This is a genomic window from Martinezella lusitana (genome assembly GCF_900094565.1).
Taxonomy (GTDB): domain Bacteria; phylum Pseudomonadota; class Alphaproteobacteria; order Rhizobiales; family Rhizobiaceae; genus Rhizobium; species Rhizobium lusitanum.
The window spans coordinates 232,957-249,495 of sequence record NZ_FMAF01000007.1 but is presented as its reverse complement, the minus strand read 5'-3'; the positions used below and the strand labels follow the sequence as shown (position 1 = coordinate 249,495).

At 57.0% G+C, this 16,539-nt stretch carries 15 protein-coding genes and 1 pseudogene; 12 read left to right on the top strand and 4 right to left on the bottom strand.

Annotation, left to right across the window (positions count from 1 at the left end; genetic code table 11):
- Nucleotides 1-44: 44 nt before the first annotated feature.
- Together GA0061101_RS17605 and GA0061101_RS17600 are read left to right on the top strand one after the other, a co-directional pair.
- Nucleotides 45-1,217, top strand: a complete 1,173-nt coding sequence (locus GA0061101_RS17605; RefSeq protein WP_092574335.1) for a DNA topoisomerase IB — start codon at nt 45-47, stop codon at nt 1,215-1,217.
- Entirely contained in the window at nt 1,214-1,441 is a 228-nt protein-coding gene (locus GA0061101_RS17600; protein ID WP_092574334.1) for a hypothetical protein, read from the top strand. Before GA0061101_RS17605 ends, GA0061101_RS17600 begins: the two co-directional genes overlap by 4 nt.
- Here the strand turns inward: GA0061101_RS17600 and GA0061101_RS17595 are convergent.
- Entirely contained in the window at nt 1,403-1,624 is a 222-nt protein-coding gene (locus GA0061101_RS17595; RefSeq protein WP_047639805.1) for a hypothetical protein, read from the bottom strand. The two genes, GA0061101_RS17600 and GA0061101_RS17595, sit on opposite strands and share 39 nt — an antisense overlap.
- Before the next feature lie 280 nt (nt 1,625-1,904).
- Here GA0061101_RS17595 and GA0061101_RS17590 point away from each other — a divergent pair, with 280 nt between their 5' ends.
- Nucleotides 1,905-3,203: an NRAMP family divalent metal transporter gene (locus tag GA0061101_RS17590; RefSeq protein ID WP_047639743.1), complete on the top strand. Its 1,299-nt coding sequence runs from the start codon at nt 1,905-1,907 to the stop codon at nt 3,201-3,203.
- A gap of 133 nt (nt 3,204-3,336) precedes the next feature.
- Entirely contained in the window at nt 3,337-3,522 is a 186-nt protein-coding gene (locus GA0061101_RS17585; protein WP_037191382.1) for a DUF3008 family protein, read from the top strand.
- Between the two features lie 747 nt (nt 3,523-4,269).
- On the opposite strand, the gene GA0061101_RS17575 is transcribed toward GA0061101_RS17585, so the two are convergent.
- Both GA0061101_RS17575 and GA0061101_RS17570 read right to left on the bottom strand, forming a co-directional pair.
- Complete coding sequence (locus GA0061101_RS17575) at nt 4,270-5,727, bottom strand: PAS domain S-box protein (protein WP_092574332.1); 1,458 nt, start codon at nt 5,725-5,727, stop codon at nt 4,270-4,272.
- 185 nt (nt 5,728-5,912) lie between these two features.
- Complete coding sequence (locus GA0061101_RS17570; protein WP_047555541.1) at nt 5,913-6,131, bottom strand: hypothetical protein; 219 nt, start codon at nt 6,129-6,131, stop codon at nt 5,913-5,915.
- Nucleotides 6,132-6,577: 446 nt separating this feature from the next.
- Between GA0061101_RS17570 and tkt the strand changes: the two genes are divergently transcribed.
- From tkt to GA0061101_RS17530, 7 genes are all read left to right on the top strand, one after another.
- Nucleotides 6,578-8,614: a transketolase gene (gene tkt / locus GA0061101_RS17565; protein WP_092574330.1), complete on the top strand. Its 2,037-nt coding sequence runs from the start codon at nt 6,578-6,580 to the stop codon at nt 8,612-8,614.
- Between the two features lie 217 nt (nt 8,615-8,831).
- Entirely contained in the window at nt 8,832-9,281 is a 450-nt protein-coding gene (locus tag GA0061101_RS17555) for a response regulator (protein WP_425350001.1), read from the top strand.
- Between the two features lie 278 nt (nt 9,282-9,559).
- Nucleotides 9,560-10,006, top strand: a complete 447-nt coding sequence (locus GA0061101_RS17550) for a PRC-barrel domain-containing protein (RefSeq protein ID WP_037191397.1) — start codon at nt 9,560-9,562, stop codon at nt 10,004-10,006.
- Nucleotides 10,007-10,525: 519 nt separating this feature from the next.
- On the top strand, nt 10,526-10,843 hold the full coding sequence (locus GA0061101_RS17545; protein ID WP_037191400.1) for a PepSY domain-containing protein: 318 nt from the start codon (nt 10,526-10,528) through the stop codon (nt 10,841-10,843).
- Between the two features lie 40 nt (nt 10,844-10,883).
- Entirely contained in the window at nt 10,884-11,486 is a 603-nt protein-coding gene (locus tag GA0061101_RS17540; protein ID WP_092574327.1) for a general stress protein, read from the top strand.
- A 153-nt stretch (nt 11,487-11,639) separates the two neighbouring features.
- Nucleotides 11,640-12,521 carry a hypothetical protein gene (locus tag GA0061101_RS17535; protein WP_092574326.1) on the top strand — a complete coding sequence of 294 codons (882 nt, stop codon included), beginning with the start codon at nt 11,640-11,642 and terminating at the stop codon, nt 12,519-12,521.
- A gap of 372 nt (nt 12,522-12,893) precedes the next feature.
- Nucleotides 12,894-13,967 (top strand): NAD(P)/FAD-dependent oxidoreductase, encoded by a 1,074-nt coding sequence (locus tag GA0061101_RS17530; RefSeq protein ID WP_245297492.1) that lies wholly within the window; start codon nt 12,894-12,896, stop codon nt 13,965-13,967.
- A 235-nt stretch (nt 13,968-14,202) separates the two neighbouring features.
- Here the strand turns inward: GA0061101_RS17530 and GA0061101_RS40120 are convergent.
- A pseudogene (locus GA0061101_RS40120) lies at nt 14,203-14,327 on the bottom strand (alpha/beta hydrolase); the annotation flags it as partial.
- An 846-nt stretch (nt 14,328-15,173) separates the two neighbouring features.
- On the opposite strand from GA0061101_RS40120, the gene GA0061101_RS17525 reads away from it, so the two are divergent.
- On the top strand, nt 15,174-16,466 hold the full coding sequence (locus tag GA0061101_RS17525; RefSeq protein WP_092574323.1) for a cation:proton antiporter: 1,293 nt from the start codon (nt 15,174-15,176) through the stop codon (nt 16,464-16,466).
- The last annotated feature ends 73 nt before the right edge of the window (nt 16,467-16,539 follow it).

The window sequence follows — 16,539 nt, the reverse complement described above, 5'->3', positions numbered from 1 at the left end:
CGATGCAGAGAACATCAAACACCCGCGCGGACCCAAGATCTCAAATGCGCCCGAGCAAGAGGACCACGACTGAGGGCAAAGCGCGTTTGGGATGGGGACTAAATGGCGGCGGCAGCGACAGCGCCGCCAGACCAGCCGCGGCCGAGGTCGTAGAGGGACGCGGACGCGCAGCTGTTGACCCGGCAGCGCCGCAAGGTGACCATGGTTCCGGATGTTTCTATCTCGCCACACTGGACGGCGGCGTTACCCGCAAGAAGGGCCGAAAAGACTTTCTCTATTACGATCAGAGCGGAAACCGCATCGTCGACAAGGTTGAGCTCGACCGCTTTTCCGCCCTGGCCATTCCTCCCGCATACATCGACGTGATCATTTCACCGGATCCGCGATCGCACCTGCAGGCCGTCGGCCGCGATGTCAGGGGACGGAAACAATATCGCTATCATCCGGATTGGATCGCAGAGCGCGGCCGGGAGAAATTCGCGCAACTGGCGGAGTTCGCCCGAGCATTGCCTAAAATCCGCAAGCGGATCGATATCGACCTTCGCCGAAGGAAGCCCGGACTAGCAAAGGCGCTCGCTACCGTCGTCTGGCTGATGGACAAGCTTTTCATCCGCATCGGCAACGAGGCTTATGCGATGGAAAACCACTCCTATGGCTTGACGACCTTGCGCAGCCGCCACGTCAAAGTGGTGGGATCACGCGTCCAGTTTCGATTCAAGGGGAAATCCGGCAAGGAATGGCGACTGAGCTACAGCGATCGCCGCATCATCCGCGCCATACGAATGCTGCAGGAGTTGCCTGGCCAGCAGCTGTTCCAATATGTGGACGATGATGGCGTTCGTCATTCGATACGCTCGCAGGACGTTAATGCTTATATTCGTGACGCGGCGGCCGGCGACTTCAGCTCGCGGCAATTCCGCACCTGGGGCGCCACCCGTATGGCGGCCTCCACGCTGGCGGCTATCCAACCTGCCGACACCGCCGCAGCGCGAGCAAGACAAGTGAACGAAGTCATCGATGCCGTGGCGGCGAAACTGGTGAACACGCGCGCTGTGTGCCGAGCATCCTACATCCACCCGCGTGTATTTGAAGACTTCGAGAACGGCGCCCTAGCCGAAATTACGCAAGTGAAGGTGAAGACGAGATCCAGCAACATGCTGAGATGGTTGGACGAAGATGAAATCGCAGTGCTTCGGTGGTTGGAGCAGTCAGCATGAACACGATCCAGCTTTACCAGCATTTCGATCCGTCAAAGAAACCGCAGCCTAAGGACATGATCGAACTCCTCGCGCGCATTCGCCAGGCGACCAATCGTGAGCTGAACCCGCCGACTGACGCGGCAGTTTTCCCGCTCACTACCGACGCAAATCCACCGCATTCACTTGTCTATACCCACACCCGTTCAGATCTTGCCGCGGGCTCCACCAGCGAGAACGAGTAGCTGGTGTTCATCATGAACCCCTTGTTGATACAACTCGATGATAACGGCAGCCACGCGCTCCGCTTCTTCTGTGTCTTTGGCGATGTCCAACTCGATCAGAAGAGCATCGAAAGCCCGCTGACAGATATCCAAATCGGCCGACTGCAACGGATGCTCATGGCTGGTGAGATATTTGCGGATCATCGCGTTTCTTTTCCCTGGCACTCTGGGTAACGACCCACAACTGATGCTCAAATCACCTAGCATATCTTTCAGAAACCGCGTTAGCGGGAGTTTGGATTTGAACGATCTTTTGCTGGGCACGAGGTCTGTCACGCGGATGACTGCCATAGTCACCAAGTCAGCATGACACTCCTCAACCCAAACAATAAATAGCTGGCATGGACTGAAACCAATGGTCGCCTTGATCGTTAGCGTATGAGCGCTGTTCGACGCCGCACGATCAAGAGGTGAGACATTTTCGATGGACGCCAATTCTACCGAGCCATCGCCTGAGGCGGCGAGCAAACAGTCAGAGCGTCCGAATCTGTTAAAGATCCTTGGTCCCGGGCTGATCACCGGGGCGTCCGACGATGATCCGAGCGGCATTGCGACCTACTCGCAAGTCGGTGCTCAATTCGGATACAGCATGGGCTGGGTCATGCTTTTCAGCTGGCCCTTGATGTGCGCCATTCAGGAAATCAGTGCCCGGATCGGGCGCGTAACAGGTCAAGGCATCGCCGGCAATCTGAAGAGGCACTATCCCGTTGGCGTGGTATACAGCGTCGTATCATTGCTGGTGGTCGCCAATGTCATCAACATTGGGGCTGACCTCGGCGCGATGGGGGCGGCACTCAAGCTGCTGATCGGCGGCCCGGCGTTGATCTACGTTGCCTTGTTCGGCCTTGCGTCGGTGCTGCTGGAAGTGTTTTCGCAATATTCGCGGTATGTTTCAGTTTTAAAGTGGCTCACCCTCTCGCTCTTTGCTTATGTCGGCGTCGCCTTCGTGGTGCATATTCCATGGGGCACCGTCGGCTATAATCTGGTCGTGCCGCACATCACCTTCGATGGGCCCTACATCACGGCGGTTGTTGCCGTGCTCGGGACGACAATCAGCCCCTACCTGTTCTTCTGGCAGGCTGAAGAAGAAGTTGAGGAGGTCAAAGAACGCCCGCAGGCAAAACCGCTTAAACGCGCGCCCGAGCAAGCGAAGCCGGAGTTTCAGCGTATCCAGTGGGATACTTATATCGGTATGCTCATCTCGAACGTGGTGGCACTGTTTATAATTTTGACGACCGCAGCAACGTTGAACGCGCACGGCGTCACCGATATCCAGACATCTTCGCAGGCAGCCGAGGCGCTCCGGCCGATAGCGGGGCCCTTTGCGTTTTTCATCTTTGCTCTCGGCATCATCGGAACCGGGCTGCTCGCCCTGCCCGTGCTCGCCGGCTCATCCGCCTATGCGCTTGGAGAGACCTTTGGATGGCCCGTGGGGCTCTCACGCACGGCCGGAAGGGCAAAGGCTTTCTACGGAGCTATCGCTATCGCAACGTTCCTCGGAATTGGCCTGAATTTCAGTCCGATAGATCCAATCAAGGCGCTCTTCTGGAGTGCGGTGATCAACGGCGTCGTCGCAGTTCCCGTCATGGCGTTGATGATGCATCTCTCGAGCCATCGTCCGGCAATGGGCGAATTTCGGTTGCATATCGGATTGAAGATCGTCGGATGGCTGGCAACGTTTATCATGGTTGCCGCCGCTATCGGCCTGTTCGCAACCTGGTAGATGCGAGGCTCTGTTGTTGCGGTTGCAGCATGCGTCTCGAAGGGATTTTCGGTTGGCATTTTGGAACGTTCAATGCCTTCCGAAGTTATAGAACTACCGTCCATGAAAGCGGCAATCTTCAAAGGAGATCGAAATGCCCGCGAAATCCAAAGCTCAACAAAGGGCTGCCGGCGCAGCGCTGTCCGCAAAGCGTGGCGAGACTCCGAAAAGCGAATTGAAGGGAGTCTCGAAAGAAATGGAGAGATCCATGAGCGAGCGGCAACTGGAGGAGTTCGCATCGACCAAGATAAAGGGTAAACCGGAACACGTATCCAAATGACGATGCGTGGAGGAATGACCGGTGCCTCATCGTTCCACAATGCTCAAGGCATTTACGACGGTCTTACTTCTGGTCGCAATCACAACGACAACATGGGCACGGTCGGCACCCGGTGCCCTCAGCCAGGATGCGGACTTTCTTCGCACTTTTGACGGACAGTTTACCGGAACTGGCAGGTTGGAGCGTGCCAATGGCTCAGACCACGCGCTGACGTGCGAATTCAAAGGCAATAGCGTGGGGCGGCAGGCCGTCTTTGACGGGCGCTGCACGACAGCGATCATATTTGGCATATCGATGTGCATCAGTATCCGATATGACGCAGGGACGAGGCGCTATTTTGGCTCGTTTCACGAGAGTATGGGCACCGTTGCCGTTCTTGCCGGCTCTCGGCGGGGCGAGACGCTTTCGCTCTCTTTTATCGAGACGGCAAAGAGTATTCGTCCCAATCCACCCGCACGACTGACGATCACGCGAAGAAATCATGACATAGTTCTGGCACTTCGCAGAACAATGCCAGGTCGGGGTCAAAACCTTGACCTTGTGTTGCGCCAAAGTTGAAATCCACCATTGGCTCACCTGCGAGCGCTCATCTGGTGGGAGCCCGCCTCGGGCAGCAACACCGCCTCACGCGTACCATTTCGATTGCGTTATTTAAGGAGTGGATCAAGAAGGCAAGTATTCGGTCGGCATGGCGCGGCAATATTGCGGAACGGTCGATTGGATCCGCGACCGAAACAGGGACTGCGATTACGCAACGAGACGGTCTGCCCTAACCGTGAGGCGGATCGACAAACCCTCGGGTCTCCATTCCCGAGAAATCTCGCCGCCGAGCTGGCTGCGGACCGTCGCCTTGGCGAGGATGCTGCCAAATCCATCACCATCGGATTGCCGCTCGACCCGCGGCCCGCCGATCTCAGTCCACGTCAGCATAAAGTGCTCCCCATCCTCGACGCATGTTATATCGACGCGTCCGTCCGAGGTGGAAAGAGCTCCATATTTCGCGGCGTTGGTTGCAAATTCATGCAGCAGCAATGCAAAGCTCGTGACCGCGCTGCCGCTAATCGTGACATCGGGGCCAGTAATGATGGCCCGCGATCGCCGGTTGTCGGTGCTGACATCGTAGGGCGCCACAATCGTCTGGATCAAGGCGTGCAGCATGGTTGTCTGCTCGTTGCGACTGGCTGCGTCAGACGTGCGGGGAACCGTCAAGGCATGCGCAAGCGCCAATGCGTTCAATCGGGCCGAAACAGCGGATGCGAGCTCGCCCGGTGTCGTCGCGGCTCGCGCGCTTAAGGACACAACGCTGCTTGCAAGACTGAACAGATTTTTGACGCGGTGGTCCATCTCCCTGATCAACAGATGTTGCTGCTCTTCCGCGCGCCGGCGCTCGGTTATATCGCGAGCGATCTTGGACGCACCGACTACGCGGCCTTCGCGATTTTTGATCGGCGAGACCGACAATGATATTTCGACGAGCCTGCCGTCCTTCCGGCGCCGGATCGTTTCATAGTGGTCGATGCGTTCGCCACGGCGGATGCGCGCCAGGATCTCTGGCTCCTCGTTCTGTCGATCCAGAGGAATAAGCATGAGAACAGGCTGGCCGATTGCTTCCTCCGCCGTGTAACCGAACAGACGCTCGGCGCCACGGTTCCAGTTGACGATTGTGCCGTTCAAATCCTTGGCGAGGATCGCGTCGTCGGACGATTCAACGATTGCAGCAAACCTTTGGGCCGCCTCTTCCGCAACGGTCAGTTCGGTCAGATCGACGAGCATATTGACTGCGCCGCTAAGATTTCCGGCGGCGTCGAATATCGGAGTTGGAAGTGCAAGGAAAGCCACACGTGTACCATCCGGCCGCTCGGCAACCGCTTCCAGCCCTCTGACGGCGCGGCGCTCTTTCAACGCGATCGCCATGGGACATTCGTCGTGCGGGAGAGGTGTCCCATCGGGCCGATAGAGCTTCCATGAGCCGAAAAATTCGCTCGCTCCAAGCTCGGGGCTGACACCCCACATCACAGCTGCTGCTTTGTTGTAGAACGTGATCCTACCGACGGCATCCGTCGTATAGACGGCTTCCGGCAATGCCTCGAGAACATCCTGAAGCGCCAGCGGATGATAAAGCGAATTTGGTTGCGATCCACCTTTAGCAAAAATTTCGGAGGACTCGGTGATCACATCATTCTCAGCAATCGACAGATGGTTCATCGCGTACACTCCGTTTCCCGGCAATGCTTGAAAACCGCGACCTCATGCGCAGATAGTATGGCCGCAGTAATAAAGCCGAGGACAGGTCTTCTTCACCCGCAATTAAAGTACACTCGGGCGGCCTCGTAGATGAAACTATTAAGGCGGCAGGAGTAGGGATTGTAGATCGAAAAATACTATAACGATTAGTAGAAATTGTCTTTTTTCGTCGCATAGGTCCATTTTATGAGTGCGCGATGCGACGCCGGCGATCCGGTCAGCGAGAAATTCGACCCCAGGTTAACGCCGACCGAGACGGTGCCGGAGATCTTATGGGGCGCGGCGATACTGATATCGAAAGCATGACTGTTCTCTGCCGGGTTTAAAAATTTGGACGACTTGGCGATCACGATCAGGTGCGGCATCCTTGAATGAACGCGTGACGCACTATTCTCTCTCTGCTGAGGCAAGGATCGACATGGCGACGCAGAAAGAGAATTACCTCAGACAGCGCGCCTATCAAGTTTAGCAGGAGCGGCGACGGCCGTATGGGGAAGATCTCCGCCATTGGTTGAAGGCGACTTACCTGCCGGAATGGGGTGCCCACAAGGATGCTTGAGACCCCACAAACCGCGATATTTCCGTCCTTTTGGCAAGGACTGCGGCGGGGGCATAGGCAAGCGGGTAAGGGATGCCTAGTCGCTCGCACCGCCAAAGCCGGTGAAGCACGAAACAGGAACCCAAAGCCACCCAGTGGCGTTCTGGGTTCCTTGCTGAAATCAGGCGTGGCGCCAGCCAAAACAGTTCCCGGTTTACGCAGGATCACCATCTGCGCGTCAGATGACACGGCAACAAGTCCTTGGAGGAATAAATGCAAAACCAATCTCAAGCGGCCGACAAGGCCGTACCGGCTCCCAAAGATCAGCATCTGCGCGAGCTCGCCAATTGCATCCGCTTTCTGTCCATGGATGCTGTCGAAAAGGCAAAAAGCGGCCATCCGGGAATGCCGATGGGCATGGCGGACATCGCAGCCGTGCTGTTTTCAGACTTCATGAAGTTCGATGCCGACGATCCATATTGGTTCGACCGCGATCGTTTCGTGATCTCGAATGGCCACGGCTCGATGCTGCTCTACAGTCTTATGTACCTGACGGGTTACAAGGACATGACGATCGAAGAGATCCAACGGTTCCGTCAGATCGATAGCAGGACGCCCGGACATCCGGAATATCACCACGCGCCCGGGATCGAGACGACCACGGGGCCTTTGGGACAGGGGCTGGCGAATTCGGTTGGCTTTGCTTTGGCCGAACGGATCATGAATTCCGCCTTTGGCGACGATCTCGTCGATCATTTCACCTATGTTTTCCTCGGTGACGGATGCACGATGGAAGGCGTCAGCCACGAAGCGATTTCGCTCGCTGGCCACCTGAAGCTCGGAAGACTGATCGCCTTTTTCGACAACAATTCCATATCCATCGACGGCGCCACCAGCCTTGCCGAATCCGACAATCAAGCCGACCGTTTCCGTGCCTCGAACTGGCACGTGCAGGAAATCGACGGACACGACACGGACGCTATTCGCAGCGCCATCATCGAGGCACGGAAAGTTACCGACAGGCCATCGATGATTTCTTGCCGAACCATCATCGGCTTTGGTTTTCCGACAAAGGCCGGCACGCAAAAGGCGCATAGCGACGCGCCGGGAGAAGAGGAAATCGCCGGCGCCCGCCGGATCCTCGCTTGGTCCGCCCCTCCATTTGAAATCCCGCAACCGCTGCTCGACAGCTGGCGCCAGATCGGCGCGAGGGGCCGACAGGCACGGATGGCCTGGGCCGATCGTGTGAAGGAGATGCCGGAATCGCTTCGGGAAAATTTCGAACGGCGCATGAAAGGAGAACTACCTTCCCACTGGCGTCAGGCAATCGCATCGGCCAAGGTCGAGCTGCTTGCCATCGAGAAGGATTTGGCGACGCGGCAGGCAAGCGGCATCGTGCTCAATCATCTGTTCGATGCCATTCCCGAAATGCTCGGTGGTTCGGCGGATCTGACACCATCCAACAATACAAAAGCGAAAAATCAGGTCGAAATCACACCCGGTCACTATGCCGGCTCCTATGTTCACTATGGCGTCCGCGAACATGGCATGGCAGCCGCAATGAATGGCATTGCGTTACATGGCGGCCTCATTCCGTACGGCGGAACATTCCTGACGTTTTCCGACTATTGCCGACCGTCCATTCGCCTTGCCGCTATGATGGAAATTCGCACCATCTTCGTGATGACGCACGATTCCATAGGTCTTGGCGAAGATGGTCCAACACACCAGCCGATCGAACATCTGAGTGCGCTGCGCGCCATTCCCCGGCTTGCCGTCTATCGACCGGGCGATCCTATCGAGACTGCCGAATGCTGGGAAGCGATCCTCGACGCACCCAGACGCGCGGCGCTGATCGCGTTATCCCGGCAGCCGATGCCTTTTCTTCGGCGTGATGCCGGTGGCGAAAATCTCTCGGCTAGGGGCGGCTATATTCTGCTCGACGCCGAAGGCGGAGAGCGACGCCTCACGATCATGGCAACCGGGTCCGAACTGCATCTTGCGACGCAAGCGCGAGCCGTCTTACAGGGCGAAGGGATTCCGACTGCGGTCGTTTCCATGCCCTGCCGCCTGATATTCGAAGAGCAGGATGATGATTACAAACGCAAGGTTCTCGGCGAAACCCGGGCACGTGTTGCCGTTGAAGCAGCCGTGCAGGATTCCTGGGATCGCTATCTGGGACTCGACGGCCGTTTTGTCGGCATGCACGAGTTCGGCGCATCGGGCAAGATCGACGACGTCTACAAGAAGTTCGATATCACGACCGACGCCGTGGTCCGCGCCGCTCGAACGGTCTTGAGAACGGCTTGAGCGCCGAAATCACCCGTGCCACTCACGAAATGCCCAATAGCTGCCAGTATCTCGCGGTGCACGACCACATCCAGATATTCAAACGCTTGATCGGAAACATAGCGTTGCGAACGCTTATGCCCGGAACAGGCGCTTTTATGGTCACCATGTACTTACTTTCGATATACATTGAAAGGCACGGATCAATTTCGAGGCGAGCCGCGTTACATATCCACTGATGCTGACCTTGAACTGCGCCAATTCACACCTGCTGTCACCACTTTCAAAAGAGCGGTGGCCCAAGAGAATTGATATTTCAATGACCCATGCCCGTATTGCCGTTCTCGTGGTCGAGGACGAACCACTAACGAGGATAGACATTGTAAGCGCTCTGGAGGATGGCGGGTTTCTGGTCTTTGAGGCTGCAAACGCCGACGAAGCCATTGTCGTCCTCGAACACCATACTGAAATACAAGCCCTGTTCACCGACATCGATATGCCCGGCAGCATGGACGGTCTGAAACTTGCAGCCGCTGTTCGAGATCGCTGGCCGCCCATCAAGATCATCGTGACATCCGGCCACCGGTCCATTCTGGAAGAGAACCTCCCGATCGATGGGCGGTTTTTCAGCAAGCCCTACAACCCCGAGAGAATTATCAGCGCAATACGCGAAATGGTGGCGGCCTGAGCGAGGTCGACACTGATCATCATCCACGTTTGTGCTGAGCTTTTGTTGCTTGCCTATAAGGTCGGAAGGATAGATGCTCCTCAGGATTGTATGCCCCAGTTATCCATAAGACTCCATCCCTTTGATCGCACACGGAATAAAAGCCCAACCGACGGCTGTCGTCGCACAAAGAGGAAAAACAATATAAATCAATGAACTAGGGAACGTTTTTCGCTCGCAAGGGTTAACTCCCGGTAATGGCATGCACCTTCGTCTGCCGTACTTTACAGGAGTATCTCATGAAAATTCGTTCGATCCTTGCCGGCTTGGCGCTCACACTTATGAGTGGCGCAGCCTTCGCTCAGACGACTGCTGCAACCGGCGCAGACGCCGCCATGGCTGGCCCCGGCATCACAATGGGCAAGACGGCGAGCGGCCCCTTAAAATACGTCAACATCCAGGACGATGATCTGGTCACGTCGAAATTGGTCGGCATCGGCATATACAACAAGCAGAACGAAACCATTGGTAAAATATCCGACGTAGTCATCGGTGGGGGCAAGTCGGTGATTGGCGTTGTTGCAAGTGTCGGCGGCTTCCTCGGCATCGGTGAAACCTACGTGGTTCTCGATCCATCGTCGATCGCGCTGGCGCCGGACAACGGAACCTGGAAGGCTTATGTCGACACCTCGAAACAGGATCTCTCGATGGCCCCGAAGCTCGACTATTCCAAATTGAGGAAATAATGCTGGGGCCAGCTTCGCGCTGGCCCTCTTCCTTCTGACCTGTTGCACTGAAAAAGAGCCGGCTCCAAAAACGTTGGCTCCGCATCACCGCCTCTTCTCCTATGCGGCTATTCCGCGCGCGCATGACATGGAGAACGGTAGATCGATGGCGGACGCCCTCCCCGCAGAAATTTCCAGGGCCCTGATGGAGGCCTTGAAAGCATTCTTGCGGTGATGGGAAATCGCGGACGGAAAGGCAGTACGCCCGTGTGCTGTTTCGCTAACCATGGTGGGAAAACCGAAAAACCGCCATGCTCACCATACCCTTCTTTCATGTCGGTTGGCCTGTGGTCTCGCCAGCAAAACCCGTGAACCGCAAGGTAGTTCTAAACTTAGTCGTCGCCGGCACGGCTTGCAGTCGGGCATCAATAAAAGGCAACCCCTCACCCAATCGTCTAGTCCGGCCGGAACCAATTGCTGCGCACATGGTTGTAGACTTACGGGTCTCGTGAAGAAGATCCGGCAATATGAGGAAACACAATGAAAACGATGATTTTCGCCGCGGCGCTCCTTGGAGCGTCAGCGCTGACGGCTGTCGCCCAGACATCCGCGACCCCGTCGACCGATGCCAACACCCCGGCCGTCGCTACCCCCAACACCAAGAACCCGACGGCGCCCGTCGCAGGCCACAATAGCTTCACCGAGGCACAGGCCAAGGAACGCATAGAGAAGGCGGGGTATAGCGGCGTCACGGCGCTCAAGCTTGATGACAAGGGTCTGTGGCAGTCAACAGCAACCAAAGACGGCAAGTCCGTGTCGGTCACTCTCGACTACCAGGGCAACATCGTCGCGATGTGAGTGCCGCACATCCGAATCTATCGATTTCAGGAGAACTAAAATGAAAACAGTTTCCGCACTTTTCGACGACTACAAGGATGCCGAAACCGCAGTCGAGGCGCTTGAGAGATCTGGTGTGCCTTCAGAACAGATAAGCATCGTTTCGAACAATGCTCACGATCATGACAAGGATCATTCGGGTGCGGCCAATGGCGCCGGTACGGGTGCGGGGCTTGGCGCTGTCGTTGGTGGCGCGGGCGGTCTGTTGACGGGCCTGGGCATGATCGCAATTCCGGGCGTGGGCCCCGTTGTAGCGGCCGGCTGGCTTGCGGCGACCGCGGTTGGTGCCGTCGCTGGCGCAGTCGCCGGCGGTGCTGCAGGTGGCCTGATCGGTGCCCTGACTGATTCCGGCGTTCCGGAAGCTGACGCACATGTCTATGCCGAAGGTGTCCGTCGCGGCGGGACGCTCGTCACCGCGAAGGTCGAGGACGCAGTCGCGCTCAATACGGAGACAATTCTCAAGCAGTCGAACTGGGTCGATCCGGTTGAGCGTCGCAACGCCTATACCAAGCAAGGCTGGACCAAGTTCGACGATAGCCTTGATCCGTACGAACCGGCGGCCATCGAGGAAGAGCGGGCCCGCTATCGCCAGCCAGGCGTCTGATGAAATGAGCTCTGGCCTCAAGGTCAGGGCTCTCCCTTCTCACCGATCTATCTTAAGGAGGCTCTCATGGGTCGCGGCATTCTTCTCTGGTTCCTGGGCATTCCGATCCCGATTATCATCCTCATCATGCTCTTTGTACGATAGGAGCGCATCATGACGACAATCGACGCAAATGCTGCGCGCACTGTTGCACCTGAATCCTCCGCCTCCGGCGTGAATTGGGCCCCGATCATCGCAGGAGCACTCGCCGCTGTCGGTGTGACACTGATTCTGACACTGCTAGGATCCGGGCTAGGCCTGACTATGGTGTCGCCATGGTCCTCGCAAAGCGCTGCGGTCGCCACCGTTTCAATCTCAGCGGCTATCTGGCTCATCATCGTCCAGTGGCTTTCGGCTGGTATTGGCGGCTACCTAACCGGCCGCCTTCGCACGAAATGGGTATCGGTCCATACGGACGAGGTCTATTTCCGGGACACCGCCCACGGACTACTCACCTGGGCATTGGCGACGCTGGTCGTCGTTGGCGTCCTCGGTTCAGCCCTTTCATCGATCGTCGGCGCCGGGGTCCAGGCCGCTTCCACAGTGACATCTGGCGCGGCCACCGTGGCAGTTTCCAAAGCCGGCGACAGCGTGGGAGGAAGCTCCTACTTCGTCGACAGCCTGCTGCGGCCGGCCGACCCGCGGAAGCTTCCGGCAAATGCAAACGTCACCGACACCTCAGCGGCGCAGGTCGCCACAATCCTCGCCAATGGCGCGGTTTCCGGCAGCATTTCCCCGGATGACCAGACGTATCTGACACAGCTTGTCGCTGCGAAGACCGGCCTGTCCGACTCCGACGCTAAAACGCGGGTCGACACGATTCTGAAGAATGCTGCCGACGCCAAGGCAAAGGCTCAGCAGGCTGCAGAGGGTGCTCGCAAGGCTGGTGCCAAGCTCGCCCTTTTCGGGACATTGTCGCTGCTGATCGGTGCATTCATTGGCGCCGTCGCTGCAGTCATCGGCGGTCGCGAACGCGATGATATGAAAGCACTTTGAAAATAGGGTCGCCTGTAAGGCAGGCGACCCTACGCTCGAGCGACTTCGGCTCGAACTTTTCGCTGGATGTCATGTTCTCGAAGGAGGCCCCCAGCCGCAACGGTTGATCGCCGTCGAGCTCATTAGATCCGAGATCGAACGATGGTCGATTACCACCGTTGATCGACCGCCAGGCGATGGCAGATTGCATCGCATCCTCTCGTTTAGGCCTCTCCATTGGACAATCCCGTGCCCCTTACCCATAAGCAGCACCTGCGCCACGACCAACCTCTGTGGGCAGCTTCTCCGAGAATTTCGGTGGTGTCGCGGAAGAGGCCATCGTCCACATCGTTCGATGTCATCATCGTTGGAGCGGGCATCAGCGGTGCGCTCATGGCGCATGCGCTGGCGGGAAAGGCATTGAGAATCCTCGTCGTCGATCGCAGACAGCCTGTACGTGGCAGCACCATAGCCAGCACGGCGATGATACAACATGAGATTGATGTACCCCTGCATGTGCTGGCGAAGATGGTTGGCGAGAAGAAGGCACAGCGTGTCTGGCAGCGCTCGGCGCGTGCGGTTGAGGAACTCATCAGCCTTGTCCGGGACCTCGAATTAAAATGTGCCTTTGAGCGGAAGCACACACTCTTCCTGTCGGGTGAGGAGTATGGCGCTCGAGCACTTCAGATGGAGGTCGATGTCAGAGCGAAGGCTGGGATCAAAGCGGAACTACTCGATTCCTTTACTCTTCGAGAACGATATGGACTTCATCGGCACGCAGCGATCGACAGCGCTATTTCAGCGTCAGCCGATCCGGCACAGCTTACCGCAGCATTACTTCGAAACGCGAAGGTCCATGGTATCGAAATCGCTGCAGGCATTGAAATCAAGGACGTGCGTAATACCGATGAGGAGGTCGTCGTCTCGACGTCCGAAGGAAAAATGATCACGGCAAAGCATGTCGTGTTCTGCACGGGTTACGAATTTCTGGAATCGATTGCGAACAAGAGCCAGAAGCTGATCTCGACCTGGGCACTTGCCAGCCGGCCGCGGCTGAAGCGACCGGAATGGCTTGATCGTTATCTCATCTGGGAGGGCTCGGATCCGTATCTCTATTTCCGCACAACGCCGGATGGTCGGGTCATAGTCGGCGGCGAAGACGAAGATGGCGACGGCGCCTATAAGGATTCGTCAAAAGTCGCGAAGAAGGCAAAAATTCTGATTGAGAAGCTGGGCGATCTGACCGGCATATCGATTGGCAGGCCCGACTTTACGTGGTCGGCCGCGTTCGGCGTAACGCCAAACGGGTTACCAATGATTGGCAACCTCCCGGGAATGAAGAACGTTTTCGTAACGATGGGTTTCGGCGGCAACGGCATAACGTTCAGCAAGATTGCGGCGGATCTCATCTCTTCCGAAATCCTGGGGCATCGTGACGCCGATTGGGATCTGTTCCCCATCCATTAATCTCACTGTGACTGAGAGCTACCACAAAGAGAAGGACGAACCTCCGGAACGCCGGCATTGAGCGGTGGGGCCTTGGACGACGACGCTTTCATCAGGCTTTGGTTCATTATCCGACTAAATTTCGATATTGATTTCGGCGAAGTATTTTTAGGCGCGTTGACACACCATCATTTCTGCAGGGCGATCAGATGCAAGTGATGGCCTCGTTCGGAACTATGCCAGATCTGCGACCCGCCCCCCATGTCATATGGGTGCGGGATGACCGTACAGCAGAAGAAGTGGCGGGCCGGAGCCCCCATGGCGGACGCGAAGCTCCCGAGGTCCGACGTCTATCATTTCCAATTGGAAGCCGCAGAACATGCATTCTCCTCGGTCTCCGGTGCGAAGTTGGAGCAAGTGCAAAACACCGGAATACGGCATTGGGAGTAGCAACCCGAGGGCGCCCCAGATGTTGCGGCGTTGCTTCCATTATATAATTTGAGTTGGGTCAGCGGCTCCCCAGCATGTTCTGGGTATTTAGGACGACTTCAGTCGCAGACTTTCGCCGCTGAACGCAGGATGGAATGCTTTACCGTCGGAGCTTCGCCCTATCGCCTTTACTGAGTTGGTGTTGTTGCCGGTGGAGTTGAATTAGCCGCTGATGGCTGGATCGTCGTCTGGGCAGGCGGAACGCGAGAGTCCGATGGACCCATGATAGACCAAAAGCTCCAGGCCAGAGCCGCGACCAGAACAGCCGCAAGAATGGCGATCCAAGGAGACCACGCCGGCCGATCAACCGGCGTCGTTCTCAGGCCGGGGCGGGGGTTGTCGGTATTTTTGCTCATTGCAACACTCCTCCAGAGCGAAAGTCCTTAGCTGCAATAAAAGTTCCACCTGAGATGTGAAATTCGAGCGACCGAATCCGCGCTCCGAGTACAAGGAAATATTCGCCCATAGTCCTATCGTCAGACCGATATCAAAGAGCAGGAAAAGACGGCGTCTGAGCGTGGGGAACGCGCTGGTCCTCTATTGCCTTGCGAGTTCGCGCATCGGAAACAGAGTTATCGGTCGGAACGATGCAGGAGCGACAACGTTCATCACTACAAGCCTCGCCACCAATCATGTCGCCCGCGAGGAGAATCCTGCAACGCGGGAGCGCTTTACTGAGCCGTCGCAGCGGGCACCGGCAGGGTTGGCTATCAAATAGGTGCGGGAGACGTAGCCTGGATGAACACATATATGGTCACGTTGTTCATCTTTGGAGCGATCGTGCTGCTGACTGCGTGGCTACCGCTGGCTCTGCGTCATATGCCCTTATCGCTGCCGATCTGCTGTGTGGTGATCGGCATGCTTCTGACGTGGACGCCACTCGCCCCATTTCCACGGATAAACCCGCTCGACAGTCGCGAACTCACGGAACATCTAACAGAATTCGTCGTGATCGTGGCATTGATGGGCGCTGGCTTGAAGATTGACCGGCCGCTGGGATGGCGGCGATGGGCGATGACCTGGCGATTGCTCGGGATTGCCATGCCCATCTCGATCGGGATGATTGCCCTCCTCGGCTGGGGTGTTCTCGGGCTGGGGGCCGCCTCCGCGCTCCTGCTCGGTGCGGCACTCGCACCTACCGATCCCGTACTGGCGGGTGATATCCAGGTCGGACCACCGCAGACCGGCGAAGAAGACGACATCAGATTCGCGCTGACCTCGGAAGCCGGCCTCAACGACGGACTCAGCTTCCCCTTCGTCATGGCCGCTATCGCCGTGACCTCACAAGGAAGCAATGATCATGGATGGATCGCTCATTGGTTCGCCTTCGATGTCGTCTGGAGACTGACGGCAGGTATCGCTTTGGGGTGGGTCACCGGCCGCATACTCGGATATCTGACATTTAAGGTTCCGAGGTCCAGTCGCATAGCTAAAACCGGCGACGGACTTGCTGCACTGGGTTTCACATGCCTTTCATACGGCGCGACCGAACTGATCCATGGTTACGGTTTTGTCGCTGTGTTTGTGACAGCACTGACGCTGCGCAGTGTCGAAAGGCAGAGCAGCTTTCATGGAGAGCTCCATGATTTTGGCGAGCAGATCGAGCGACTCCTGATGATGGTCGTACTTGTCGGCTTCGGCTCCGCGCTTGCGGAGGGATCGCTGATATCGCATGTCGACTGGCGTGTCGTCACTGTGGCCGTGCTGACGCTTGCGATAGTCAGACCGGCGGCTGGCTGGATCAGCCCGATCGGCGGCCAACAGCCGCGTGCCGAGAAGCTCATCGTTTCTATTTTCGGGATCAGAGGATTAGGGTCGATTTACTATTTGGCTTACGCCTCCGGAAGAGCTTCGTTCAACGGGATCGAGGTCATCTGGGCAACGGTTTTTCTAATCATCCTTTTTTCGGTGATCGTCCACGGCGTGGCAGTCACGCCGGTAATGCGGTGGATCGATCGTGAACGAGGTACTGACAGCTTGCGCCCAACCACGATGGACAGCCAACAGACCGAAAACCAGGCAGACGCCTAGAGCGAAAATGTTCGCTCAATCAACGACTGATTCACGTATGCCTCCATCTTGATGGCTGCCCCAAAGCAGTATT